The organism is Vibrio sp. 10N.222.49.C12 (assembly GCF_041475025.1).
Classification (GTDB): domain Bacteria; phylum Pseudomonadota; class Gammaproteobacteria; order Enterobacterales; family Vibrionaceae; genus Vibrio; species Vibrio crassostreae_C.
The window spans coordinates 77,091-103,009 of the sequence record NZ_JBFRVF010000019.1; the positions used below are offsets into that span (position 1 = coordinate 77,091).

A 25,919-nucleotide genomic window follows, 5' to 3' on the forward strand; every position below is an offset into this window, starting at 1 on the left:
GGTCTATTGTCGTAACGATAAATCGCTTTTATTCTAGAGAATGCGATAGGTTGGCAAGGCTAAATGAGTGCGAGAAGAATACCGCCTACGGTTGCCGCTGCGGACAGGTATTGCCCCGCTGAATAAGAACCATCATCTTCTTCTTCAATCTTATCTGGGTGATCCATACCCAAGGCACCATGAGCGAATGACTCAACTTTATCGGTAACTGTCGCGTTTTCTGCTTCGACTTTCTTCGCTTCTTTATCAATTTCTTTTAGGGCAGATAAGAGTGCTTTGCCTTCATCAGAAAGCCTAACCGTATTTTGCTCAACCTTAAGCGGTTTAGGCTTTTCAGCTTCGTTAGCTGAACTCTTAGCGTTCATCTGCGAAGGCGAATACAGCTGAGTATTACTCGTTCCTACTGGCGTCATATAGCTCTCCTTACCTATCCTTAAATATAGTATCGGCAGAGGTGTGAAAAACTTGTGCAATTAATCATCGATAGTGATGTTTTTTTATTCGCACATTACATTTTCGTCTGCTTGGTTAAATCGTCTATTTACTAAGCAAGTCTTGTGCCGATAAGAATGTTTGATTTTAGATAGAGTTAGGATGAATGACGGGAACGTGATCAAGTTGTGACGATGGGCTAATTATCTAGGATTAGCCCATCGACTCTTTAGCTTAGAAGAGTGGATCAACAGATCCTACTCACACTCTAGGCTAGCACTACGTTTTGACAGATGCTTGTATGCCTTCATTCGGTTCTCTTTCTTTACAAAGCGAGCCGGCGGCGAAAGCACTTCAAGCTGATAATCACCGCTATCCGATGAGATCGCTTCAACCGGGCTGATGATGGCGATTTTTAAATCAGGGTTACGACGTAGAATTGATGCCGCCGTCCCTAAACCACCCTCGGTGTGAAACTTGCCAGCCACGTGAATCACTTGTTTATCAGGGTTTGATGCTAGGTAATCCACAATCGACTCAGCCATGGTTTCGTCCCAGGTAACCTGAGCGGCAAACTGCTTTTCTGTTTGCTCTGGCGTACCGTGATGCATAGAAGCCATGAACTTTTCTTTGTAAGGGCTATCGCCAGTATCCACTTCGGCAGCAATCCATTGGCGTTGCTCGGTCGATAATTGGTCTAGGTAAGGCAATCCTTTACGGCCAATACACTGCACGAATGGCTTTGGTGCATTTGCCGCAATAACATCGACGTCGTTGGCTTTTGCGAACTCAACTAACGCGCGGTAATCACTTTCGTAATTTGGCCAAGCTGCCGCTTGAGACATGAGAATTTGTTCGCCAATTTCGCCGTTTAAGTATTGGTCAAGTGTGGCTTGGTGCTCTCGAGTGAACTGTTCCATTGAAAGCGCAATGTTTGATGTTGCGTTGCGGCGCGCTTTTAAGAAGTCGGTTTGGAAGCGGTGAATGGCAGAATGCGTGTGCCATTCGCCAATTAGAAACACATCAGCGTCAATCAGCTGCTCGGGTAATGCATCGAGAGAAAGTGTTTCGCCTTGTGGAGAAGCGAACTGGTAGTCATAGAATGTGGAAACGGATTCCGTTTGAGCCACTTTTTGAGAAGTGTCTTTTGCAGGTTGACTAGCACAAGCCGTGAGAAGAGTAGCTAATCCGATAAGAATAATACGTTGCATGAAATGCCTCCTTGAAGAACACGCATACTAAAGGAGGCAAGATAAGATTTCAATGCAAACGATAATCAATATCAATTAAATTTGTTTGCGGTACACTCGCAGCATAAAGTCAGCTTCACAGTTGAATTGCTCTGCCTCGGTGAGTTGTAGTTTAAACTCTTCACTCGCCTTCCAAGCAAACGGCGTCATCTGTAGCAGGTCGAATGCATCTGACCCCGATAGTTCCATCATATAGTTTAGTTGCTCTTGATGCTCAAGCGTAAAACCTTCGATCACTTCTGGATCTTCGTCGTGCAAGCGAACGCCATCATAAATTGCATCACGCAGTTGATACAGGTGTCGGCTAGCTGGTGTCACGGTGATCACCACACCATTATCTTTGATGGTGCGTTGTAACTCTTCAGCCTTGCAAGGCGCGTAAATGCGTAGAATTCCGTCTAAGCTGTTTTCAGCAAAGGGTAGGCGATGGCTTGATGCAACTGAGAAGTCGACAGCAGGGTAGCGTTTAGCGGCGTATTTGATAGCAATCTTAGAAATGTCTAGGCCAAAAGTAGCCCCTTTCTTTTCTTGAAGATTCACAGCAATTTCGTTGGTGTAATAACCTTCGCCACAACCAATATCCAATAGGCTAGGCGTCTCTTCTGGTAGATAGCGAGAACACAACGTCACCACCGCTTGGCGCATTGGGTCATAGTGGTTACCTTCAAGGAAGCGACGACGTGCCTGCATCATCTCTTTGTTGTCACCTGGATCTTTTGAGCGTTTGTGGTGCGCAGGCATCAAATTGACGTAGCCTTCTTTCGCTAGGTCGAACTGATGGTTCTTTTCACACTTAAACGTACGATCGTTTTGAGATAAAGGTTGGTGACACAAAGGGCATTGGTAAGTCATGGAGACCTCTAAAGGAGAATAGACAGCGCAAGTGTAACGAGCTAAAACCAAAAAGTAAAAGAGCGACATAAAGCCGCTCAAAAATCGTTTTTTATAACTGTATTTATACGGTTATTGGGCACTAATCACAGTGATCAGTTGGTGGTTTTCACCCGGCCGGAGTGTTTTACCGGCTTCTAGGCTTGGTGCGTGCAGTGTTGATTCAACACACAACATGGTTAGGTAACCGTCGTCTTGCATGTCACCCATACCCGCAGCCCCTTCAGCCCAAGGGTTCCACAGTACTGCTGAATTGTGACCGTGATTTTCAACGGTCAGTGTGCGATCAAATTTTTTGTCAGCAACACAGATTTGTGATTCTGGCTGAGTGTAAACGCGATCAATCGTGTCGGTCAGTACCAGTTCAGATCCACCTTGGCAGATCTTGCCACCTTGCAGGCTATCAATGTACTCAGCACCCATACCAGTGGTGGTTGTGTTGTGGATATCGCCGACGTTTAGGTAAGTGTGTAGTGCACCAGAGAAAGTCCATGGCTGAGAATCAGTGTTCTTCACGTCCAGCGTTACTTTTAGTTGTTCGCCGATCTCAACATTCAAGCGAGCATCAAACTGATGAGGCCATACTGCTAGCGTCTCTTCGCTTGGCTTCAGACCTAAGCTAACAATCACGCCAGCTTCGCTTTCACGGTGTTCAACCAATTGCCATTCACTTGAACGGGCAAAACCATGTGCTGGTGCTGCAATGCGACCAAACCAAGGCCAACATACTGGAATACCACCACGCAGAGCCGTTTTACCATCGAACTTAGCTTGTTGGCTCATCCAAATTAGGTCTTCTTGACCTTGCGGTTGGAATGACACCACATGGCCGCCAAACAGTGAAATCGCTGCGTTTGCTTTATCGTGGATAACGCGAACCAGTTTTACACCTTCGTGTTCAACGATAGTGACGTTGTCAGAAAGTACCGCCAGTGCAGGTAGAGTAGATAAATCCATTACATGATCCTTCTAAGGAAATTGAATTCAAATGCTGACTAGAGTGATGCTTGTGTTTTCATGAGTAACAAGCAGAGTCAGTATTAGAATTGAATTTTGCGTTTGGGCTATCTTGATGAGCTTAGACAGACGCGGTTTAAAAGATAGCAGGCATTAAAAAGGCGACACTAAGGTCGCCTTTTTCAAAGTCTGCTCAAAACAGTCTTCGCTAATGCTTATCTAAAGCGATTTCTAAAAAGAAATTACTTAGAGATGTGAGCGATTAGGTCTAGAACTTTGTTTGAGTAACCGATTTCGTTGTCGTACCAAGATACAACTTTAACGAATTTGTCAGTTAGAGCAACACCAGCTTTAGCATCGAATACTGAAGTTTGAACTTCACCGATGAAATCTTGTGATACTACTTGGTCTTCAGTGTAACCAAGAACGCCAGCCATTTCGCCTTCAGAAGCTTCTTTCATTGCAGCACAAATTTCTTCGTAAGATGCAGCTTCTTTTAGGTTAACTGTTAGGTCAACTACAGATACGTTAGCAGTTGGTACACGGAAAGCCATACCAGTTAGAAGGCCGTTTAGTTCTGGAAGAACAACGCCTACAGCTTTAGCAGCACCAGTTGAAGATGGGATGATGTTTTGAGAAGCACCACGGCCACCGCGCCAGTCTTTAGCAGAAGGGCCATCTACAGTTTTTTGAGTTGCTGTAGTAGCGTGAACTGTAGTCATAAGACCAGACTCAATGCCCCACTTATCGTTAAGTACTTTAGCGATAGGTGCAAGACAGTTAGTAGTACAAGAAGCGTTAGAAACGATGTCTTGACCAGCGTAAGATGCTTGGTTAACGCCCATTACGAACATTGGAGTTGCATCTTTAGAAGGACCAGTAAGAACTACTTTCTTAGCGCCAGCAGTGATGTGCTTACGTGCAGTCTCGTCAGTTAGGAAAAGACCAGTTGCTTCAGCAACTACGTCTACGTCGATAGCATCCCACTTAAGGTCTTCTGGGTTACGCTCAGCTGTAACACGTACAGTTTTACCGTTAACGATTAGGTTACCGCCTTCAACTTCAACAGTACCGTTGAAACGGCCGTGAGTTGAGTCGTACTTAAGCATGTATGCCATGTACTCTACGTCGATTAGATCGTTAATACCTACTACTTCGATGTCTGCACGCTCTTGAGCTGCGCGGAATACGAAACGGCCGATACGGCCAAAACCGTTAATACCTACTTTGATAGTCATTGTAGTTGCTCCACAACTTAATTTCTGATTAAAGATAACTGGTAGTAAAATTACAGAATCCAGTATACATCTGCAATAGATAATCCGACTTAACTTGTTTAATGTCAAAAAAAAGCGACGCTTTTCTTAACAATTGGGTGTAAGTGATTGAAAATTGACCATTGCAAGTGGCTCTGTACCCTTCCAGTTGGGTAAAATACCCCTAAATGATGATTCACTTATGAGTGTATATGTACAATGTTTCCTGGTGAGAAAGTATGTGCTACAAAACGACTCATATGCAAGCCTTTATAGAAAAAAGTAAATATAATAACTGAGAATGTGGAGAGATATTAACGTGATTCAAAAGGGAGGAAATATGATAAAGCCTGATGAATACTGGCGTGAGCGCCTAACGGACGACGAATTTTCAGTGTGTCGTGAGCGTGGTACTGAAGCCCCATATAGCGGCAAGTTACTGCACAACCATAAGACTGGCGTCTATAGCTGCACATGCTGTGAAAGCCCTTTGTTTCTGTCGGATAACAAATATGACTCTGGGTGTGGTTGGCCAAGCTTTGATGCCCCAGTGAATGATGAAGCAGTACGCTATATAGAAGATCTAAGTCACGGAATGAAGCGTGTAGAGATCCGTTGTACCGCCTGTGATAGCCATTTAGGTCACGTTTTTCCAGATGGCCCGAAGACCACAGGTGAACGGTTCTGTGTTAATTCAGTGTCGTTAATTTTCAACAAAAATGACGAAAGTACGAAATAACTTGTAACTATTGTCTAATCCTTACAGGTCGCATTTGTCGATTTAGGAATGCTGAAACGCCCAAGATTTCAGATTTAACTCTAGTACAAATAAAAACAGCTACCAAAAAGGTAGCTGTTTTTATTTGAAAGCAGGTGAATAAGAAGCTTAAGTAAGAACACTATAAATGAAGCGATCAGTAACTCGGGACGATTGAAGGGCTGTAAATTCCATCCTCAATCGCTTCGACGATGTTATCTGCGTCTTTATTTAGCTTCTTATAGGTTGCCTTGTCGAAATGGTACAACACCGTGAGCTCGGCTTCAGAAGCAATCGGCACGTCAAAGTCTTTGGCAACCATTGCCCAAACGTACGCTTTTTCCATATGTCCCAGGCTGTGGTTGATACTGGCCATCGACTTGAAGATTTCAGTGTTGGCTACCGAGCCATTAGAAAGCGTTAGCGCATTATTGAGTAGCTTAAGTGTCTTTATATGATTGCGGGTGGTATAGAAGGTTGCCAAGGCATATTGCATCTCAGCTGTGTTTAACGCTTCAGAGCCTTCTAGTTGTAGGAAACTGCGTCTGGCATTGGTGTCCCCAGTTTGCGACCACAAGAAGTAAAGCGTTTCCGGTGTATCAGATTTCGATAGCTCATCAACAATGCGCTCAGACTCTTCGATACTGTGCATTAAAGAGGTAAAGCGACGCTCTTGCAGCTTAGATTGATCGATCGTTTCGATCTGTGCCGCGAGCTCTAGGCACTTTTTGTAGGCAGTGACTAATTCGAATTCTTTAATTTTGTTGATTTCGGTGGGTTGCTTCTGAACTTCAAATCGATGCCAGATGAGGTCGGTACGTGCGACACGACATTGCCCATCGTTCATGTTCAATTGTTCACACTGAAGACCCGGATTGCTTTGGCACAGTTGATCGGTATTTTTGTTCCCTTCAAGACACCCAACCAGAGTGAAAGGCAATAGGCTAATCGCCAACCATTTCATAATTTTCATATTCCTTCACTTGTGATCAGATGCACTTATTATTGGTCAGGTTCTTGACTCAATTCTGTTACGGGTTATTTTCTGGTGAAAATTGTTAAAACTAAGGCTTTACCATGGATGCAGAACAACTTCTTAGCGCAATGACACCCGAGGTCTACGAACGTTTAACCTACGCAGTTGAAACGGGTAAATGGCCAGAAGGTACGGCGCTCTCAAAAGAACAGCGCGACTCGTGTATGCAAGCGGTTATGTTATACCAATCTAAACATAACTCTGAAGCTCAACATATGACAATTGCAGCTGGTGGTGAGATTAGCTTTAAATCTAAGTCTGAACTAAAGAAACAGTTTAAGTCAGATCAAGAAGACATTGTTAGGGTTAACCCGAATCATTAAGCTTAAATTACAACAAAGGGGTGGCAATGTGCCACCCCTTTTAGTTTAACTCGTTTATTTATAAGCAATAAAACGATTTAGTTCACGTTAAGCCGCCGTTACTTTCATAGAATAACTGGCTTTAACGTGAATCCTTGAACAGGTTATAAGCTCATCTCACCGCGCAATACTTGTTGCATCTGAGCCTTCACTTCTTCGTAGCCTAGGTTTTGGCTTAATAGATAATGCAACTTCGCCAGCGCCGCTTCTGGTGTCATATCGTAACCACTCACCACGCCCGCTTCTGCTAGTGCACAACCTGTCGCGTAACCACCCATGTTGACTTTACCAGCCAAACATTGAGTTAGGTTCACCACAATAACACCGCGCTCTGAGGCATCTTTCAGGTGCTGAAGCAGTTCTGGGTTTTGTGGTGCGTTACCCACACCGAAAGTAAGCAGAATCATCGCGTTAACAGGTTGTAATAGCGTGTTACGGATAACTTCGTGTGAGATGCCTGGGTACATTGTGATTACGCCGATAGGTTGCGGAGTAATGTTATGAACCTTGAAAGCACCTTTAGGTTGTTCGTTTACCTTTACGTTATTGCTAAGTTGGATATTGATACCCGCTTCTAGCAATGGATTCAGGTTTGGAGACGTAAACGCATTGAAGCCATCTGCGTGTGATTTTGTGCTGCGGTTACCACGCATCAACTTGTTGTTGAAGAACAGTGTCACTTCGTTGATAGGGTAGTTTGCGGCAATGTGAAGCGCATTCAGCAGGTTTGCTTGTCCGTCTGAACGAAGCTCTGCTAGTGGGATCTGAGAGCCCGTAACAATCACAGGTTTGCCGAGGTTTTCAAGCATGAAAGACAGTGCAGAGGCAGTGTAAGCCATAGTGTCTGTGCCATGCAGGATAACGAAACCATCGTACTTATCGTAGTTCGCGCGAATGTCATCAGCGATAGTCTGCCAATCAAGTGGCGTCATATCTGAAGAGTCCATTAATGGAGAGTATTCGTGAATGGTGTACTTAGGCATCTCTGGGCGATGGAATTCAGGCATGCCAGCTAGCTGCTTATCCATGAAACCTGCGACTGGAACATAGCCGTGGTCAATAGACTTCTGCATGCCAATTGTGCCGCCGGTGTACGCGATATAGATGTGTTTTCTTTCCATGGCGATTAATACTTAGTGTGATGTAGGGAACAGGGGGGCGATTATAGCGAATTATCATGCAATAAAAAGAGGCACCTCACACAGAGGTACCCCTTAGTCATTGAGTTATTGGCTCAACTTATTGAACTTGGCAATTTAAGCAGAAAGCGTATCGGCCTTGTGGGTCGTTAAAGTTGCCTAACAGCTGGCTATCTTGAGCTAACTGCTGAGTAACAGGCTGTAAACTGCTTGGTATCATCGATTGAATATCTAGGCCTATCGACATCTGAACTTGGTTCATAAATTCTTGAATAAATTGTTCAGTGGCCGAAAGTGGCTCTTCTACCCAGTAGATGTTGTAGCTTTCAAGCTCTGCAAGTGAAGCCGCAGCTGCAACCGCATCATCGAAATCACCAATCTCATCGACTAAGCCTTTCTGAATCGCATCTTGACCTGTCCAAACTCGACCTTGAGCAATCTTGTCGACAGCATCGACTTCCAGACCGCGATTTTCTCCAACTAGGCTGATGAATCGGCGGTATCCGTTTTCAATGCCCATTTGGAACGCGTCTTTCGCGCCATCGCTAAGTCCAGTTGTAATACCAAGACCTGAGAAAGGTGAGGTGCCAACGCCATCAGTGTAAACACCAATATCGTTCAACCCTTTTTCGAAGGTGGTGATAACACTGAAGATACCAATTGAACCCGTTAGTGTGGTTGGCTGAGCTAGGATCTTATCCGCACCCATCGAGATCCAGTAACCACCCGAAGCAGCAAGGCTCGACATCGACACAACAACCGGTTTACCCGCTTGCTTGATCGCTTCTATTTCATTACGGATAACTTCAGAAGCAAAGGCACTGCCACCTGGGCTATCGACACGAAGTACAACCGCTTTCACTTTATCGTCGTTACGTGCTTGGCGCAGTAGGGCTGCTGTGGTATCGCCGCCAACGGTGCCACGTGGTTGCTTGCCATCCATAATTGCGCCGCTCGCTACAATCACGGCAACGTCGTGTGATTCACTAGTCATGTTTGGAAGCATGGTTGTACGGTATTCGTAGTAACCAAACGCGTTGTAGCTGTCTTGGCCGTCACTGCCGAAAACATCGGCAAGCTCTAGTCGAACTTGCTGGCGTGTCGCTAGCTCATCCACTAAGCCAAGTTTCTCGGCCAGTTTTGCAATGTCACCGTCCACAGACTCAAGTTCTTTCAAGAAGGTGTCCATGCTTGGGTTCAGTGTCTTAGCGTCTATTTGACGGTTGTTGCTGACGTCATCAACGTACGCACCCCATAGTTGGCTTAACCAACGAGAAGCGGACTCTTTCGCTGCGTTTGACATGTCATCACGAATGAAAGGCTCAATAGCTGACTTATAAGTGCCCACACGGAACACGTGCGTATTTACGTCTAGTTTCTCTAACAACGTTTTGTAGTAAAGCGAGTAAGCGCTATAGCCTTTAAGAAGAACCCCACCATCTGGTGATAGGAAGACCTTAGTTGCGTAGCTGGCTAGGTAGTATTGGCTTTGGTTGTAAAAGTCACCCACCGCATAAATCGGTTTGCCTGTTGCTTTGAACTCATTCAATGCTTTAGCAATGTAGCGTAGCTTGGTCAGGTTGGTTTCTGGCAGCTCTTTGAGAGCTAAAACGATACCAGTAACCTTGTCATCGTCTTTTGCGTAGCGAATCGTTTCAACGATATCAAACAGGATGTTCTCTTTTGGAAGGTCTTTGCCAAGTAGTGAACCTGTGACCGAATCCATCGGATTGATATAGCGGCTTTGCTCTACGATAGGGCCAGACAGGTTAAGTACTAACGCTGATTCCTGTGGAACCGTCGGTTGGGCAGTATCTGAATGGAAGTACACAAAGTAGATGATGGCGATACTGAGTAAAAAGACTAGGTTAACCAGCGCAAGACGTATAAACGTAATGAGCTTCCAAATCCCTTTAAAGATCATGCCTATAAATTTGAATATTTTTTTCATTCTGTCTCCGCAGTGAGATCACGTCGCTTTAACAAGCCGTAGTACCATTAATCTCAATAATATGAACTGCTTAGTATCCTACGATAATTCCCAAGCTCAAACTACACCAAGAATTGTTAATCGATATATATTCTCATTAAGTGTAGTCAAATTAAGGGCTTCTGAACGATTAATACGTGCAGCATTATGATCGGTGTTACAAAAATGTAAACAGTTGTTTGAACTTTTGGTAATTGAACTATAATGTGGTCAGACCACAAGGATAAAATAATAGAAGTGATGTCTGCCATGTACCCACATTTACTTGAACCACTCGATCTTGGATTTACCCAGTTACGTAACCGTGTATTGATGGGATCAATGCATACAGGTTTAGAAGAAAATAAAGAAGGTCTCCACAAACTCGCCGCGTTTTATGAAGAGCGAGCAAAAGGAGGCGTTGGCCTTATTGTTACCGGTGGTTTCTCTCCTAATTTACGTGGCAGATTAACCCCATTTAGTGCTGAATTCAGTAAACTGAAGCATGCAAAAGCTCACCAAGTTGTTACCGAGGCCGTGCACAAGCATGGCGGTAAGATTGCCCTTCAGTTGCTGCATGCTGGCCGCTATGCCATGCACCCATTCGCGCAAAGTGCTTCGGGTATTAAAGCGCCAATCGCTAAGTTCGCACCGAGTGAGATGAGCCCTCGTCAGATCAAAAAGACCATCGGTGCCTTTGCCAATAGTGCAGAGCTAGCTCAGGTTGCTGGCTATGACGGAATTGAGATCATGGGCTCTGAAGGCTACTTGATTAACCAATTTATCTGTAAACGTACCAACATGCGTTATGACGAATGGGGCGGTTCTTATGAGAAGCGCATGCGTTTCCCGCTAGAGATCGTTAAATCGATTCGCGAAGCGGTGGGTAAAGATTTCATCATTATTTTCCGCTTATCGATGCTGGATTTGGTTGAGCAAGGCAGCACGTTCGAAGATGTTGTACTTTTGGCTCAGAAGCTAGAAGAAGCGGGCGTGACCATTATCAATACTGGTATTGGTTGGCATGAAGCTCGTGTCCCGACTATTGCGACACAAGTTCCAAGAGGAGCATTCTCTTGGGTGACGGAAAAAGTTAAACCATACGTGTCGATCCCAGTGGTGACATGTAACCGTATCAACACGCCAGAAGAGGCCGAACGTATTCTTAGCTCTGGGCAGGCTGATATGGTGTCTATGGCGCGTCCATTTTTGGCAGACCCGGATTTTGTTAATAAAGCAGCTCAAGACCAAGCTCAGTTCATCAATACCTGTATCGGTTGTAACCAAGCTTGCCTTGATAACGTGTTTAAAGGTAAACGTGCGAGCTGTTTGGTGAACCCACGCGCTTGTTACGAGACTGAAATTGTTGTTCAGCCAGCGCAAGCGACTAAGACCATTGCGGTTGTCGGCGCAGGCCCAGCCGGTTTAGCCTGTGCAACGACTTTAGCTCAGCGTGGGCATAAGGTTGACTTGATTGAGAAAAATGACCGTATCGGCGGTCAGTTTAGATTGGCAATGCAGATTCCGGGTAAAGAAGAATTCAGAGAAACGATTCGCTACTTTGCTAACCAAATCGACGCATCAGGCGTGAACCTGAAACTGGATACTGAGGCAACGTTTGAGATGTTGTTGAAGTACGATGAAGTCGTGATGGCGGCTGGCGTAGAGCCAAGAAAGCTCGATATTGAGGGCATTGAACAAGAAAACGTGGTCGATTACCAAACCTTGATTCGTGAAAAGACACCAGTAGGCGAAAAGGTCGCGATTGTTGGTGCTGGTGGTATTGGTGTCGATGTGGCAACCATGCTGACAGAACCGACTTCACACAGCCTAGACGATTGGCTGCATGAGTGGGGCATCGATAAGAATATGGAACACCCAGGCGGACTTTACCCTTACCCTGATTCATTCAGCGATAAAACGGTGTGGGTGATGCAGCGTAAAGCGGGTCGTGTTGGTAAAGGTCCGGGCAAAACTACAGGCTGGATTCACAAACGCACACTAGAAAAACGCGGTGTTAATCTACTGGGTGGCGTGAGCTACAACAAGATTGATGACCAAGGTCTGCATATCAGCGTTGGTAAGAAAGAGCAGGTGCTGGATGCTGACTCGGTTATCGTATGTGCAGGTCAGGTGTCAGTTCGTCCATTCGAAGACATGTGGCAAGAGTTTGGTGGCAAACTGCATGTGATAGGCGGCGCCGATTACGCGGGTGAATTGGATGCAGTACGCGCAATTCGTCAAGGTGTTGAGCTAGCGATTAAGTTATAGAATCAGCTATCAAACTGTAATCTTATCAGTAGATATTGTTACTTAATTTGCTGAGTTAGATTTTGAACAAGGCTCCTAAGTCATAGATTTAGGAGCCTTTATTGTTTCTAATCTAGCCTAAATGGACAGCCGTTGAGATTTATTATCGTTTGTATTCTGTGCTAAAGTTCAAGTATACAAATAATAAAGAAATAGTAAGGACTTCAAATGGATGCTTTGGATCTATTGCTCAACAGACGCTCAATCGCAAAACTCTCTGATCCGGCACCTGAAGGTGTGGCGTTAGAAAACATCATCAAAGCAGGGCTGCGTGCTCCAGACCACGGTGCACTAACACCATGGCGCTTTGTTATCGCGCAAGGTTCAGGCCTACAAAAGCTTTCAGACATCTTGGTGCGCGCCGCTGAAGCGGATGACAGCGAAGAAGCGGTTATCGAGAAAGTAAAAAAAGCGCCGTTCCGAGCTCCGATGGTGATTACTGTGATTGCCAAAGTAACTGAGCACGAGAAAGTGCCTGCTATCGAACAACATCTGTCTGCGGGTTGTGCTGCACAGGCGATGCAAATGGCCGCAGTCGCACAAGGTTTCCAAGGCTTTTGGCGCTCAGGTAAATGGATGTTCCACCCAGAAGTACACCAAGCATTTGGCCTAGAAGGCGACGATGAAATTGTTGGCTTCCTATACCTAGGCACTCCAGGCTGTACACCAATGAAAGTGCCAGAGCGCGACTTCTCTAAGTTCGTTGAGTTTTTATAAAGAAAGCTGAAGCTTGAATAGTGGAATGCTAACTGTATAAACAACCAGTTTTTCTTGATTTATTAGAGCCACATTAGATAATGTGGCTCTAATTGTTTGTAGCATCTGGAAAAACATGTCTCGCCTTATTATTGCTGAAAAACCAAGCCTCGGCCGCGCGATCGCCGCTGCACTACCTAATCCACAAAAGAAAGACCAAGGGTTTATCAAATGTGGCAATGGGGATGTGGTGACTTGGTGTATTGGACACTTATTGGAGCAGGTTGAGCCGGATGCTTATGACGACCGTTATAAGAAGTGGAATTTAGCCGATCTTCCTATCGTGCCGGAGCAATGGCAGCTAAGACCGCGTAAGACTTCAAGCAAACAGCTCACGGTGATCCGAAAGCTATTGAAGGACGCCACTCAAATTGTTCACGCCGGAGACCCGGATAGAGAAGGGCAGTTGCTGGTTGATGAAGTGATTGATTACTGCAAAGTCTCTAAGGCTAAGAAAGAGTCGATGGACAGGCTACTGATCAGCGACTTGAACTTACCTGCCGTAAAACGTGCACTTTCTCAAATGCGCAGCAACCGTGACTTTATTCCGCTTTCTATTTCCGCATTAGCGCGCTCTAGAGCCGATTGGCTGTATGGCATGAACATGACTCGTGCTTATACCTTACTCGGTCAAAAGGCTGGCTACCAAGGTGTGTTGTCGGTCGGGCGAGTACAAACGCCTGTACTTGGTTTGGTGGTAAGGCGCGATGAAGAGATCGAAAACTTTATTCCGAAAGATTACTTCACTTTGCACGCTTTGATCCCTTATCAAAATCACGGCCAGAGCTTTGATATTCGTGCGCGTTGGAAGCCAAGCGAAGCATGTAAACCATGGCAAGATGAAGAAGGGCGCGTGCTCAATCGAAAGCTGGTTGAGAATGTGGCTAACCGAATTGCGAATCAACCCGCGACGGTGACGGAATCAGAGCAAAAGCAAAGTAAACAAGCTGCGCCACTGCCTTACTCGCTGTCAGCCTTGCAGATTGATGCGTCTAAGCGTTTTGGTATGAGTGCTCAACAGGTGTTAGATACGTGTCAGTCATTGTACGAGAAACACAAACTCATCACTTACCCACGTTCTGATAGCCGTTATCTACCTAAAGAGCACTACTCGCAGCGAGAATCGATCGTTGATGCTATCGCTAACAATGCGAAAGAGCTGCAAAGTGGCGCTCAAGGTGCGGACCTTTCTCTTAAATCAAAAGCATGGAACGACAGTAAGGTCGATGCTCACCACGCGATTATTCCTACTCCGAAGAAGTCATCGGTGAACGGCCTGTCTGCCAACGAGATGAAAATCTATCAGCAAATCGCTCGTCAGTATCTAATGCAGTTTTACCCACCTGCGGTTTTTGCTGATGCTAAGCTGGTCTTTGATATCGCTGGTGGCGTGTTCATCGCAAAAGGGCGTCAGCTTATCAACCCGGGTTGGAAGGTGTTGATGGGTAAAACGGATACCGAAGAAAAAGGGGATGGCACGGATACGGTTCCTCCATTGGATAAAGGTACGGTGTTGACGTGCCGTGAAGGCGTGATTGGTGATAAGAAAACTGAGCCACCAAAACACTTCACGGAAGCGACATTGCTTCAAGCGATGACAGGTATCGCGCGTTTTGTTGCGAACAAAGATCTCAAAGCCATTTTGAAAGAAACCGATGGCCTTGGCACAGAAGCAACCCGTGCGGGTATTCTAGATACTCTATTCAAAAGGCAGCTGCTAACGCGCCAAGGTAAGAGTATTCACAGTAGCCCTGCGGGCAGAGGCTTGATTCATGCCTTACCTGAGGATTCTACCTTCCCAGACATGACGGCACATTGGGAGCACCAGCTGCAAGGCATGGCAGAACGAAATCAAGCGTATCAGCCTTTCATGCAAGCGTTAGAAAGCAAGATTGATGGTTTAATGGGTAAAGTAAAAACGGGAGAAGTTCCTGAATCACTCCGCCACCTTCCTAAAGTCGAGAGACCTGCCTTCAAACGCCGTAAAGGCGGTGGGGCGAAGAAGTCTTACGCCAAGACAGGTACGTATGCTAAGAAAGGTACTTCCGCTAAAAAGAGCACTAAAAGCTAAGACTTATTGAGGTTAGGATTAGCGACCGACTTTACGGCCACAACGTTTAAACAGTTGCTGCCAATAGTCAACATGGCGACGAGTGGATGATCGAAAGGCTTGATGTGCATCTTGGATGGGAAAGTAATAACTGTGCAGTTCAGGTTGCGCGTCAAACATTCCTAGTTGCGGGGCTATGTGCTGATAGTAGCCATCCAGTTGCGCCATGTAAGGCTGAACCTTACCTATGTATTGTTGCTCGAACACATTGTTGAGATAGCGGAACTTAGTGGTGTCTCGTTGTTTACCACAGATGATCTTGTCATCAAAAGTTGTCAGCTGTTTGGTGATGGTATCAAGCTCAACTGACGCCCGAGCGAGCGAGTAGTATAAATCCCCAAGGGTCGAACTCTTCTCTAATACTTCTTGAACCTCAGTGGTTTTGCCGGAAACGAGCGATGTGTTTAACGCTTGATTGATGTGTTCTAACGCATCACTGGTTTGTCGTACCTGATCGCCTATATCAGCGCGTAACCACTGACTACCCCGCATTTGTGACTGCATAGCATCGCTGGCATAGATGAGATTCCATTGATGCAGTGGAAACTGTGCGAGTTTCTGTTGCTCAATTTCTCTTAGTAATTCTACGATCTCTGGGTCTAATTCATTACTGGATAAACATTTGCCCACGCCTTCAAGTAGCGCGACTTGATAATCGTAATTACGAAACTCATCCGCGACCTTGCCCAGAACCGAATTTCTTTCTGCAATCAGATTGAACAATCCACACTGACGAAGCTGGTAGCTGTCGATGAGGCCGATAGAGAGTGAGGGCACGTCAAGCAGCAGTTCTCGTTTTCTCGGTAGGCTTTCAAATTCCCATTCCTCTATTATCTCGTCAGCATCTTGTACTCTGGCTATCTTTGTTTGATAGTCGTCGAACAAGTCGCCGGGGCCATCACTGAAACAGCCAGCTAGCATCACTGTTAGACAAAACAGCGTTGAGTGCTTAACTAGGTTTGAGAGATGCCCTGCATTCATCTGTGGATTACCAGTCAATTTCGCTGCCATCGAAATTGAAGAAGTGACCACTCACTTCGGTATTCGCTGACTCGATGACTTCAATCAGGCCGGAAGCTGAAGTGTCGGTGTCGATCAGAGCATTAGGGCCACCCATTTCAGTCTGCACCCAACCTGGATGCAGTGCTAACACCGTAAAGCCATCATCGGTTAAGTCGTTGCTTAGGCTCTTCACCACGGAGTTTAGAGCGGCTTTAGAGGAGCGATAGATGTAACCGCCGCCTGAGGTGTTCTCTGACATACTGCCGACTCTAGAGGATAAACAAGCGACCTTTTTGATATCGCTGTCTTTGAGTAAAGGCAATAGCGTTTCGACAAGCTTTAGTGGAGCGATGGTGTTGACTTCGAATACACGACGCCACTCTTCAACATCGGTATTACCCAGCCCGTAGCCTTTAGGGCCATAGTAGCCAGCGTTGTTGATCAAGATATCAATCGACTTTATTTGCGAAGGGAGTTGGCTTACTGCTTGGTAATCGGTTATCTCTAATTGAATACAGGTAAGGTTGGTGTTGTGGTCTGCGAGTGAGAGCAGTTCTTTTGCTGAATTGTCATCACGATAAGTCGCGTACACCTTGTGATTACTTTCCAAGTATTGTCGAGTCAGGCTTAAGCCAATGCCGCGGTTCGCTCCAGTAATAAAAATAACGCTCATGGTGATTCCTTTTCAGTTCAATTAGTTAAGTTTGATGGCTTAACACGAGAAAATCAACGCTCCACCAACTGGCCATTAGCATTCCTACAAAAATCATTACTGCTGCCGCTGAGCCACAGATCACCCCAAAGATGAGTATTACGTTTTTCATTATGGTCTCTACTTTATAATTAATAACAATGATAACCATTATCATTAATTAAGGTTGTCGCCAAGTTTGAGGCTGTTATGATTTTGAGAAAGATACGCAATTAGCCTGATTATGATTCCTTTAATTTACCACCCAATCTATTCACAGTTACCTTTACCAGAAGGTCATCGCTACCCAATCAACAAATATCAGTTGTTGCATAGTGCTGTTGAGGCGCTGATGAATAGCGAACCTCGATGGAAGTGCAAGTTTGAAGTGTGCCAACCAACGCCGGTTTCGGTTGAGCAAGTAAAACAGGTACATGATAGCGAATATGTTGATTTGCTCGTGTCTGGTAAGTTACCTGCAGCAAAGATGAGACGTATCGGTTTCCCGTGGAGCGAGCAACTTATCGAAAGAACACTCTACTCAAGTGGTGGAACCTGCTTGGCCGCTGAAATGGCAATAGAGAGTGGTTTAGCGATTCATTTGAGTGGTGGTTATCATCATGCGCATCATGATTTTGGCAGTGGCTTTTGTTTGTTGAACGATTTGGTTTTAGCGGCAAAACACGCGCTGACCTTTGAACATATCGATAAAGTGCTGATCGTTGATAGCGACGTTCATCATGGTGATGGCACAGCAACTCTTTGCCAAGACAACGACGACATCATTACTCTGTCGTTCCACTGCGATAAAAACTTCCCTGCACGAAAGCCGCTATCCGATTTAGATGTGCCATTAAGTCGTGAAACAGAAGATGAAGAGTTCCTACGTTGTTTTGAACAAGTCACTAAGTTAGCGATTGCTCACCATCAACCTGATCTGATTATTTATGATGCGGGGATAGATATTCATCAAGACGATGAACTGGGTTATTTGAATGTCTCGACACAAGGGATATTTGAGCGCGACTGTTTCATGATTGAATTAGCGAAATCAGAGTCTATTCCGATGGCCTGCGTAGTCGGTGGCGGATATCGAACTCAACATCAAGATTTGGTGCCGATTCACATGCAGCTGTTAAAAGCGGCCTATCATGTTCACGGTTAACCTCTCAAATTAGCGGCTGATAGTTCATTGAAATGATGGTGTGAAATAAGCGCCTTTTGCACCATAAAAGACACGCTTGCACCATTGTGACTCATATAAAGTACTTTTTTATTAATTAGTTACGTATTTGTGTGGTTAATTGTGGTCTGTAAATTGCTTGACCCATGTGTCTATAAAAACACAAGGGATAAAAATGAACCTGACGGACAAGGAACGTAGTTGGCTTAATTGGTTTGGCGCAACAGGAAAACTGGCTATGCGCAGAGCTTGTTTCCTCAATCGAAGTAGGACGGAGGAGCTTGAACAAGCTTTTGAAAGTATTGCTCACACGCGAGTTCAACTTCTGCATAACTGGGTCAAGAATCAATGGGACTTTTTAGAAGACTCTGCTGTTTATTTGGCAAGTCGAACGGAAGAGCAAGCACAGGGGACGTTATCTAGCCTTCTTAAACGCAGTACGGATTTTTCTGAGTTGGCGATCGTCGATGCTAAGGGGATAGCACAAGCATCGAGTTATCATGAGCATGTAGGGGTTAACCTTGGAGACAAGAAGGCTTTAGTTGAAGGGGCTTCAAAGCGTTATCTGCATGGGCCGTATATGGATCAGCGCACGTTGAACGTAGGGGCTTCGAGTTCATCGTTTCATGACCAAGTAACGCTGATGTTTTATGTCCCCTTTTCTCGGGATGAAGGGGCGCCGCAATTCCTATGTGGTCGTGTTCCAAATGATGTTATTGGTGACATTATTCAAAGAGAAGCGGGGCATATTTATAGCGAGTCGGGTGATAACTATATCTTTATGGTCGACTCCATTCATGATCCTAATACTCAGCCGGGTGTTGCGCTCTCTCGTTCTCGCTTTGAAGATAATACCTTTTCACACGGCGAGAACTTAAAGCAAGGGATTCATACTGATTGGGGAACGGTTAAGATCCAGCACCACACCGAATTTGAGATTCGCTTTACAGACCCAGCCACTAATCAGCTTCACCCAGGCGTAAGAGAAACCATTAAAAATGGCAGTAACCTGTTTATAGGTTATCCGGGGTATTCCGACTATCGCCACATACCGGTTATTGGTAAAGGTATCACCTTTCAATTGGATGGTTCACCAGATACCTTTGGCATGATGTGTGAGTCCGATTTAGAAGAGGTCTACAGAGACCGAAGCCTAAGTTATACCTTATCTAAACACTTCATCAGCTGCATGCTACTGCCTCTATTTATTCCATTACTGTTTGCCAACCTTTATACACTCACACCTTTTATGCAGAGTGGCATTATGTTCGCTTGCGCGTTGATCTCATTGGGCTTATTCCGTTTAGTTAGCGCCAAACCACTAGCGAAGAAGATTCACGAAATGACCGGGGTAATGCAGACCTTAGCCGAAGGTGATGGCAACTTAAGTCGGAGGCTTGATCCCACAACATTCAGTCATAATGAACTTGGCAACCTAGGGCGTTGGACTAATAGTTTTATCGACAATTTAGATAACACGGTGAGTGAGTTGATCCATGCGAGTCACGAAGTTAGAGAGGTTTCGGAATCGATGTTTCGTCGCAGTGTCGTGATGAAGCAAACCAGTGATGATGCATCACAAGCGTTAAGCAATATGCTTCAGTTGAGTCAGTATCAACAGAGCGAAATTACTCATGCGAGTGTCTCAGCAACGCAAATGGACACGGTGATGAAACAAGCCGTCCTGAGCGCAGAGAAGGAGTACAATCAGTCCGTCGAAGGCATGGAGATTGTTCGCAATATCGTAGAAAGCTCGGCGCATAGCGTGAATGAGGTGAATAATGAAATGACTAAGGTGTCTGACATTATAGATATCATTACTGACATTACCGCGCAGACTAACCTTTTGGCCTTGAATGCGGCCATTGAGTCGGCAAGAGCAGGTGAACACGGGAGAGGGTTCTCTGTCGTCGCTTCTGAAGTAAGAACTCTGGCTGACCGAACTTCACAAGCTGCTAACCATATTAGTGACCTAATGAAAGAGCTGCATAGTAAGTCTCGCAGTGCTGTTGAGTCCATGGAGCGAGGTGTCGAGAATGTGAGTAAAGGAAACTTAACAGTCGACTCAAATGCTCGCAGTGAGCAAATTCAATCAGCGGTGAGTGACCTCTTTACCACGATGTCTAACTTAGATGAAAACAGTCAGAAAAATGGACAAACGGCAGATAAAGCCCAACGTTCAATATCTGACTTACAACTGTCTACTAAGCAACTCGCACGTCGAGTGTCCTTGATGGGCAATGCATTGAGCCGTTTAGACCAATTGATTGGGCGTTTTGAAGTGAGCCGAAAGGTGGCGTAGTGGAAAATACGTAAGTTCTTTACGCAAACGCCAGATACAAAAAAGCCGCTGATTTCTCAGCGGCTTTCTTTAAAGTGGTGGAGGGATAGGGATTTGAACCCTAGAACCGCTATTAACGGTTGCCGGTTTTCAAGACCGGTGCTTTCGACCACTCAGCCATCCCTCCAATGGCGCGTATAATATAAGGGTGGCTTTCGCTTGTAAATACCCTTATTAACTGACTGCTTTTTTTATGAACGCTTTTTGGTGTTTTTGTTCTGAATGATTATTTATTGTTCGGTTTATTAAGAAGCCGACAAAATCTAATATTCAATAAGCCAAGTATTCCCAACTTTTGTTATACGTGAAGTGTTTCTGTGCTATTAAAAAAGAAAGTATCTAATTGGCTTGCAGGTAAAGTTATGAGGGGAGTGGCTTAGGCGCATGAACTTTTAGTTTAGAACGGTGAGATCGGAATTTAAAACTTGGTATAAAGTGAATGGGTTTGAAACTGGGACTGTAGAGAGTTTTGTTAGATGAGCTTTATATTTTAAAAAGCTTCAGATGCAAAAAAGCCGCTGATTTCTCAGCGGCTTTCTTTAAAGTGGTGGAGGGATAGGGATTTGAACCCTATCTAGCCTGAACTCTTTTAAAAACATCCTTAACTTTTTCAGGATGTTACCCGATAACTAGAAAAATCGGATTGAACAAATGTGATTCACATACATCAAATCACAAACCAGATCGTTAATCAAATACTATTTGGCCAATAGTGCAGTGAAGAGGTTTATTTTCGACGTTCTGAAATCACCTTCTTCAGTACATACAACAATGCTAAAACCATCCCAGTAAAAATACCTCCTCCTACACCAATAAGAATGGCAATGTTGCTTTGAATAAAATCGACCATATGTCTTTACTCCTGAATTAGTAGTGCTTAAGCTGAATTTATCCATACCAAGTGTCTGCTATTGCTAAGAGAAGTCACCAAGCTTAATTCGTTGTATCGCTTCAACGACTCGATTAGCTCCACAAGGCGTAGTGAGAGCATCTAGAGGCGTCTCATGGTTGAGGAAATATTTAGGGGTGCAGAGCCATTCCTCCGCCATATCCATATCACTGGCACGCTTTTGGGCAAACACTTATCTGAACCTAATCACATCACAGTTTCTATTTGCGAGCGGACAGTCTACGCACACAATCAAAATCAAACATTTTTTAAAGTTCAATCGGCTAAATTAATACTTTTTTGGGGGTTACGAGCCTGTAATTTAATTATGTTTCTACAGCGACCAAAACCACACAACGATGAGACTCTAGAGAGTTTCCTTATTCGGGTCGCGAACAAAAACGGCTATGAAGACGTACACTGTTTTTGTAATGATCTAGTATATTACTAAATGTACGAAGATAACTGCTAGATGACCAAGAGGGACAAAGGATGAAGATTGCTGTTACTGCCGCAAGTGGGAAGTTGGGCTCTGCTATTGTAGAAGCCACCGTCAAATTAACCTCGAAAAATCAAGTCGTTGCTCTAGCAAGAACACCAGAGCGCGCTTTCGGCTTGGGTGTCGAAGTGCGTCCGGGCGATTATGAGGATGCTGAGCAGCTAGAACAGTCATTGCAAGGTGTGGATGTTGTGTTGCTAGTGTCTGGTATGGATGCTCCGGATAAACGTATTGGACAGCATCGTAATGTGATTGAAGCTGCCAAAAAGGCTGGCGTGAGAAAGATTGTTTATACCAGCGTACAAGGGGCCGAGGAGAACACGGCATTTTCCCCTGTTATTCAAAGTAATCGTCAAACAGAGCGAGATGTTCGTGAGAGCGGACTTGAATGGGTGAACGGCCGTAATGGCATCTATATCGAACCTGACATCGAATACATTGATAGTTATAAGAAAGCGGGGGGCATCTTTAACTGCGCAGGTGAAGGCCAGTGTGGTTATACAACCCGAGAAGAGCTAGGTTACGCTTACGCCCGCATGCTTGTTGAAGATATACATAACGGCAATACCTACAATCTACACGGCGATGCCATTACTCAAGCACAGCTCACTGATTACATGAATAGTGCGTTTGGGACGAACCTTACATTCACGTCGATGAGCGTTGAAGAGTATCGACTAGACAGAGTGGCTGAGTTGGGTGACTTTATTGGAACGGTTATCGCTGGTATTTATCAAGGCATCCTTGAAGGGAAGTCAGATAACCCGAGTCATTTCGAACAAGCTGCAGGACGCAAGCATGTTAGCTGGCAAGATTACTTTTCAGAGCTTAAATCTCATCAATAGTTTCTGAACGCCCTCATTTATGGCGTTCAAAAGATAGAAAGTCTGGCAATTGACCAGACTTTCTCGTTGTTGGAATAACCTTTATTAGCTTTGATAAGCCTTATAGGGCTTCTTCTACCTTGGTGGCGACACTTGCTGATACCCAAGGCTTCCATACCTGTGGTGAGCTTTCTAGAAAGTAATACATGGCTTCTTCGGCGTCGGCTTGGTTGTCTTCCATCCAGGCTAACAACTCGCTCATTTGTTTATTGGTAAAACCACGTTTTTCAAAGTATTGGTAAGCAAGATGCTCATTATTAGCAAAGGCTTCTGTGGTGATAGTGTGAACCGGTGCTGGTGGATACATGGTCACTTTAGGAGATTCACAATCGGGTTGTGTCGTACAGTTACGGAATTCCTCAATGTCGGTACCACTTCCGAAATCAACTTTAACCATATCGTATTTACCCAACACAGGTGTTGGTGACCAATAGTAACCAAACCATGGTTTCTCACGCTCATAAGCTTTGGCAATGGTTCCTGCTAGTGCAGCACCTGAACCCGGGTCCACCATTTCAAATCCATGTTTATCTAAACCCATAGCATTAAATAAGTGTTCGGAAGTAATCTGACATGTCCATCCTGCCGGGCAGCTATAGAATGCGAACTTTTCATCGTCTTCTGGGTGTGCGAATAGATTAGCGTGTTTGATGACACCTTCGATTGTCGTCATCTCTGGATATTGTTCAACAAGATAGTTAGGTATCCAGAAACCTTCTTCACCGCCGTTTACTAAAGACTTGCCTGCGTAACGTAGCCGCTTATCCGCCACACCCTTATCTAACGCTTCTTTGATGCCGTTAGTCCAAAGCTCAGGCGCAACATCAGGTTGACCCTTTTCAATCATTGACGTGCCCGTAGGGACGCTATCACCGGGGATTAAATCCGCTGCACAGCCGTAGCCGTTATTCAAAATGAATTGGTCGACATGAGCAATAAGGCTCGCCGAGTTCCAGTTCATGTCTGCAATGGTGATCTCTCCGCATTCGTCAGCACTAGCGTGTACAGAAAACGCAGCAAGTACTGCGATGGAAAGCATGGATTTGTTATTCTGCATTGACGTAATTCCTTTTCTTGTCAGAAGCTTATTCGCTATAGAAACAGAAATGTTCGACGTAGAAAAGAGACTGAGATCTAAATTTAAACGATTTGTGATCCGCACCAGCAGCCCTAGACATTGAGTTAGTGAGCTGGAATCCAGATGATTGACGTACAAGTAACTCATCATCTAGCTCTTCACAAATTTTCTGCATGCTTTTTGAAATCGCACTGATTGTTTTACCCATGCGCCTTGCAGTTCTGGACAAGAAATCATTTTAGGCTCGGTTGTGCTCTTAAAATTTGACTGATCAGCTTTATTGCAAAGCCTATTGCCCAAATTCCCTTATCTACCACAGTACCATCAAGCTCAATACATTTGATTCAGCTCTATTCGACTTCTACTTTTACAGAGGGAGTCGTTTGCTTCATCCTACGTTCAAATAAACGGAGAGACGTAATGTTAAAAACAATTTTAGTGATATATTTCAGCTTATTCGCAGTAATTCAAGCAAGTTACGCAACAGACATGGATAAATCTAAGGCAGAACAATCTGCAAAAACCCTAGAGGTTGCCCAAGCTTTTCTGCGGGCTGCTGGATCTGGGGATATGGAAAAGCTAAGTACTCTAATGGCTGACGATTTTGTTTGGCATAATGAAGGAGATGATTCTATTCCTTGGATTGGTAACTGGGAGTCTAAAGAAACAGTTTTAAATACCTTCTTGCCTCGCTTTGGTGCTGGATTAAAAACAACGAGCTGGACTACAGATTATAGTTTTGCCAACGGTGATCAAGCCGTCTTTATGGGGACCATGAGTGCCACAGCAAACAACACTGGCGCTGACACTGGAAAATTTAGTTGGGCTGTGCGCGTTCAAGTCGTCGATGGGAAAGTAAAGAGTTGGAACTGGTTTGAAGACAGCTTTGCTGTCTCAAAAGCCTATCACACAGAGAAATAACAACTCTAAACATGTTTGATTTTACTAAGAATTGACTTAACACTGAGAGGCTACCTCTCAGTGTGTAAACACATTTCAGGACGGGACATAAACTGGTAAAAAGCCCGATTCTTAAGGCATGAAAAGTCGCTTAATTTGATACTCAATCTATTTGGAGCCGATCACAAATGCCGTGCTATCAAGACGCGCGGCATTTCTAACTGTAAATGACTGTAAAATCAGTTGAATCAAGGTGCCAACTTGATAGTTTATAAGCATGAATTTTTATGGCTTAACAACCTATCAGGCAATTGATCATGCAAACCCGTACATGGAAAGACAGTTTGGTAAAGACTCAGTATGTCATGGACATCCTATTGCTGATCGGCTTTATCTTAGTCTGTATCCCCAAAGCAACAGGTGTAGCAGCTCACGAATGGCTGAGCCTTTTGTTTATTATTCCTTTGATTATCCACTTACTACTGCATTGGAACTGGATGGTATCTCTTCCAAAAAATTTCATCCACAAACAATCTGCTAAAGATCGATTCAATGCGGTTTGGGATGCTTTGTTCTACTTGGTCATGCTGATGGCAACACTCAGCGGATTCTTAGTTTCCGAAGCTTTGCTACCTCAGCTAGGTATGCCAGTAGAGATACTGCCTGTTTGGTCCAAGCTACATCATGACCTAGGAAACCTAGTGATGCCAATGCTTGGTATCCATCTCGCTCTGCACTGGCAGTGGATAAAAGGTGTGAGCAGAAAAATGAGACAGAAACACAACACTAAGGCAGGTGTATAATGAAATATCTCGTTTATCGTTGGAAGCAGCGCTCTGCTATTGTCTTAATCATCTCGCTTATCATCTGCGCAGTAATGTGGACCCTAGAGCTATCAACTTGGGCAGGAACAATAAATAGTGCAGCAACCGAGCTTGCACTCGAAGAAGGAAAACGAAACCTATCTGGGTTAGCGGTTTTCGGCGTCTCATTTGTTAAGCTTACTGTGCTGACCATGGTGCCCGCCTTTTTGTGTTATGGCGTGTTAAAGCTCTCTGCTTTTGTCTTCAAAAAACGTACACACGACAACCAAAACAAGCCTACTCGGCCAGTCCACTAGTCAAGCAATGTCTCAGCCAGTGCGTCTAACATTCGACGCGCGCGCTGTCAGTGAACTAGCTGGGGCAGGTCTGCCTTACGATGATCTACCCAGTCAGCACGGAGTTG

24 protein-coding genes and 1 tRNA gene are annotated in these 25,919 nt (G+C 44.8%); 11 read left to right on the forward strand and 14 right to left on the reverse strand.

The features are described from left to right. Positions 1-59: 59 nt before the first annotated feature. The 5 genes from AB4583_RS06105 to gap form a co-directional block, all read right to left on the reverse strand. Positions 60-413: a hypothetical protein gene (locus tag AB4583_RS06105; RefSeq protein ID WP_017070323.1), complete on the reverse strand. Its 354-nt coding sequence runs from the start codon at positions 411-413 to the stop codon at positions 60-62. Positions 414-689: 276 nt separating this feature from the next. Next, complete coding sequence (locus AB4583_RS06110) at positions 690-1,643, reverse strand: ChaN family lipoprotein (protein WP_372050832.1); 954 nt, start codon at positions 1,641-1,643, stop codon at positions 690-692. Between the two features lie 75 nt (positions 1,644-1,718). Next, entirely contained in the window at positions 1,719-2,534 is an 816-nt protein-coding gene (gene rlmA, locus AB4583_RS06115) for a 23S rRNA (guanine(745)-N(1))-methyltransferase (RefSeq protein ID WP_017059384.1), read from the reverse strand. A 111-nt stretch (positions 2,535-2,645) separates the two neighbouring features. Next, positions 2,646-3,530, reverse strand: coding sequence for a D-hexose-6-phosphate mutarotase (locus AB4583_RS06120; protein WP_372050834.1), 885 nt, complete (start codon positions 3,528-3,530; stop codon positions 2,646-2,648). A gap of 242 nt (positions 3,531-3,772) precedes the next feature. Then, a complete protein-coding gene (gene gap / locus AB4583_RS06125; protein WP_017059382.1) occupies positions 3,773-4,768 on the reverse strand; it encodes a type I glyceraldehyde-3-phosphate dehydrogenase in 996 nt (331 codons plus the stop codon). Between the two features lie 319 nt (positions 4,769-5,087). Here gap and msrB point away from each other — a divergent pair, with 319 nt between their 5' ends. Continuing rightward, a complete protein-coding gene (gene msrB / locus AB4583_RS06130; protein WP_080582205.1) occupies positions 5,088-5,525 on the forward strand; it encodes a peptide-methionine (R)-S-oxide reductase MsrB in 438 nt (145 codons plus the stop codon). 175 nt (positions 5,526-5,700) lie between these two features. Here the strand turns inward: msrB and AB4583_RS06135 are convergent, their stop codons facing one another. Continuing rightward, positions 5,701-6,507: a DUF2989 domain-containing protein gene (locus AB4583_RS06135; protein WP_017059380.1), complete on the reverse strand. Its 807-nt coding sequence runs from the start codon at positions 6,505-6,507 to the stop codon at positions 5,701-5,703. Positions 6,508-6,620: 113 nt separating this feature from the next. Between AB4583_RS06135 and AB4583_RS06140 the strand changes: the two genes are divergently transcribed. Then, a complete protein-coding gene (locus tag AB4583_RS06140) occupies positions 6,621-6,902 on the forward strand; it encodes a YeaC family protein (protein WP_010437067.1) in 282 nt (93 codons plus the stop codon). Positions 6,903-7,045: 143 nt separating this feature from the next. On the opposite strand, the gene ansA is transcribed toward AB4583_RS06140, so the two are convergent. Both ansA and sppA read right to left on the reverse strand, forming a co-directional pair. Then, a complete protein-coding gene (gene ansA / locus AB4583_RS06145) occupies positions 7,046-8,062 on the reverse strand; it encodes an asparaginase (RefSeq protein WP_017063439.1) in 1,017 nt (338 codons plus the stop codon). 118 nt (positions 8,063-8,180) lie between these two features. Continuing rightward, a complete protein-coding gene (gene sppA, locus AB4583_RS06150; RefSeq protein WP_372116780.1) occupies positions 8,181-10,031 on the reverse strand; it encodes a signal peptide peptidase SppA in 1,851 nt (616 codons plus the stop codon). Positions 10,032-10,310: 279 nt separating this feature from the next. Here sppA and AB4583_RS06155 point away from each other — a divergent pair, with 279 nt between their 5' ends. The 3 genes from AB4583_RS06155 to AB4583_RS06165 all read left to right on the forward strand — a co-directional run bounded on the left by AB4583_RS06155 (position 10,311) and on the right by AB4583_RS06165 (position 15,186). Continuing rightward, on the forward strand, positions 10,311-12,320 hold the full coding sequence (locus AB4583_RS06155; RefSeq protein WP_372116800.1) for an FAD-dependent oxidoreductase: 2,010 nt from the start codon (positions 10,311-10,313) through the stop codon (positions 12,318-12,320). Positions 12,321-12,527: 207 nt separating this feature from the next. Further along, positions 12,528-13,076, forward strand: coding sequence for an NAD(P)H nitroreductase (locus tag AB4583_RS06160; protein ID WP_017059376.1), 549 nt, complete (start codon positions 12,528-12,530; stop codon positions 13,074-13,076). 115 nt (positions 13,077-13,191) lie between these two features. Then, on the forward strand, positions 13,192-15,186 hold the full coding sequence (locus AB4583_RS06165; protein WP_017063444.1) for a DNA topoisomerase III: 1,995 nt from the start codon (positions 13,192-13,194) through the stop codon (positions 15,184-15,186). Positions 15,187-15,204: 18 nt separating this feature from the next. Here the strand turns inward: AB4583_RS06165 and AB4583_RS06170 are convergent, their stop codons facing one another. Together AB4583_RS06170 and AB4583_RS06175 are read right to left on the reverse strand one after the other, a co-directional pair. Further along, positions 15,205-16,236 carry a DUF3080 domain-containing protein gene (locus AB4583_RS06170; RefSeq protein WP_017063445.1) on the reverse strand — a complete coding sequence of 344 codons (1,032 nt, stop codon included), beginning with the start codon at positions 16,234-16,236 and terminating at the stop codon, positions 15,205-15,207. Beyond that, positions 16,214-16,900: an SDR family oxidoreductase gene (locus AB4583_RS06175; protein ID WP_017063446.1), complete on the reverse strand. Its 687-nt coding sequence runs from the start codon at positions 16,898-16,900 to the stop codon at positions 16,214-16,216. The genes AB4583_RS06170 and AB4583_RS06175 overlap by 23 nt, the downstream gene beginning before the upstream one ends. A gap of 262 nt (positions 16,901-17,162) precedes the next feature. Here AB4583_RS06175 and AB4583_RS06180 point away from each other — a divergent pair, with 262 nt between their 5' ends. Continuing rightward, entirely contained in the window at positions 17,163-18,083 is a 921-nt protein-coding gene (locus AB4583_RS06180; protein WP_372116782.1) for a histone deacetylase, read from the forward strand. A 193-nt stretch (positions 18,084-18,276) separates the two neighbouring features. Beyond that, the gene (locus AB4583_RS06185; protein ID WP_372116784.1) at positions 18,277-20,403 is read left to right on the forward strand and encodes a methyl-accepting chemotaxis protein; all 2,127 of its coding nucleotides are present in this window, start codon (positions 18,277-18,279) and stop codon (positions 20,401-20,403) included. Between the two features lie 75 nt (positions 20,404-20,478). On the opposite strand, the gene AB4583_RS06190 is transcribed toward AB4583_RS06185, so the two are convergent. Beyond that, positions 20,479-20,569: transfer RNA gene (locus AB4583_RS06190), tRNA-Ser, on the reverse strand. Positions 20,570-21,356: 787 nt separating this feature from the next. Next, positions 21,357-21,497 carry an MbcA/ParS/Xre antitoxin family protein gene (locus AB4583_RS06195; protein WP_081325182.1) on the reverse strand — a complete coding sequence of 47 codons (141 nt, stop codon included), beginning with the start codon at positions 21,495-21,497 and terminating at the stop codon, positions 21,357-21,359. Positions 21,498-21,823: 326 nt separating this feature from the next. On the opposite strand from AB4583_RS06195, the gene AB4583_RS06200 reads away from it, so the two are divergent. Further along, a complete protein-coding gene (locus tag AB4583_RS06200) occupies positions 21,824-22,675 on the forward strand; it encodes an SDR family oxidoreductase (protein WP_017068687.1) in 852 nt (283 codons plus the stop codon). A 100-nt stretch (positions 22,676-22,775) separates the two neighbouring features. On the opposite strand, the gene AB4583_RS06205 is transcribed toward AB4583_RS06200, so the two are convergent. Further along, on the reverse strand, positions 22,776-23,771 hold the full coding sequence (locus AB4583_RS06205) for an ABC transporter substrate-binding protein (RefSeq protein ID WP_102320038.1): 996 nt from the start codon (positions 23,769-23,771) through the stop codon (positions 22,776-22,778). 28 nt (positions 23,772-23,799) lie between these two features. Then, entirely contained in the window at positions 23,800-24,021 is a 222-nt protein-coding gene (locus tag AB4583_RS06210; protein ID WP_372116786.1) for a LysR family transcriptional regulator, read from the reverse strand. Positions 24,022-24,212: 191 nt separating this feature from the next. Here AB4583_RS06210 and AB4583_RS06215 point away from each other — a divergent pair, with 191 nt between their 5' ends. From AB4583_RS06215 to AB4583_RS06225, 3 genes are all read left to right on the forward strand, one after another. Continuing rightward, positions 24,213-24,713, forward strand: coding sequence for a nuclear transport factor 2 family protein (locus AB4583_RS06215; protein ID WP_372116788.1), 501 nt, complete (start codon positions 24,213-24,215; stop codon positions 24,711-24,713). A 296-nt stretch (positions 24,714-25,009) separates the two neighbouring features. Further along, entirely contained in the window at positions 25,010-25,495 is a 486-nt protein-coding gene (locus AB4583_RS06220) for a DUF4405 domain-containing protein (RefSeq protein ID WP_032546226.1), read from the forward strand. Next, the gene (locus AB4583_RS06225; protein ID WP_017068659.1) at positions 25,495-25,812 is read left to right on the forward strand and encodes a hypothetical protein; all 318 of its coding nucleotides are present in this window, start codon (positions 25,495-25,497) and stop codon (positions 25,810-25,812) included. The genes AB4583_RS06220 and AB4583_RS06225 overlap by 1 nt, the downstream gene beginning before the upstream one ends. Positions 25,813-25,919: the final 107 nt, after the last annotated feature.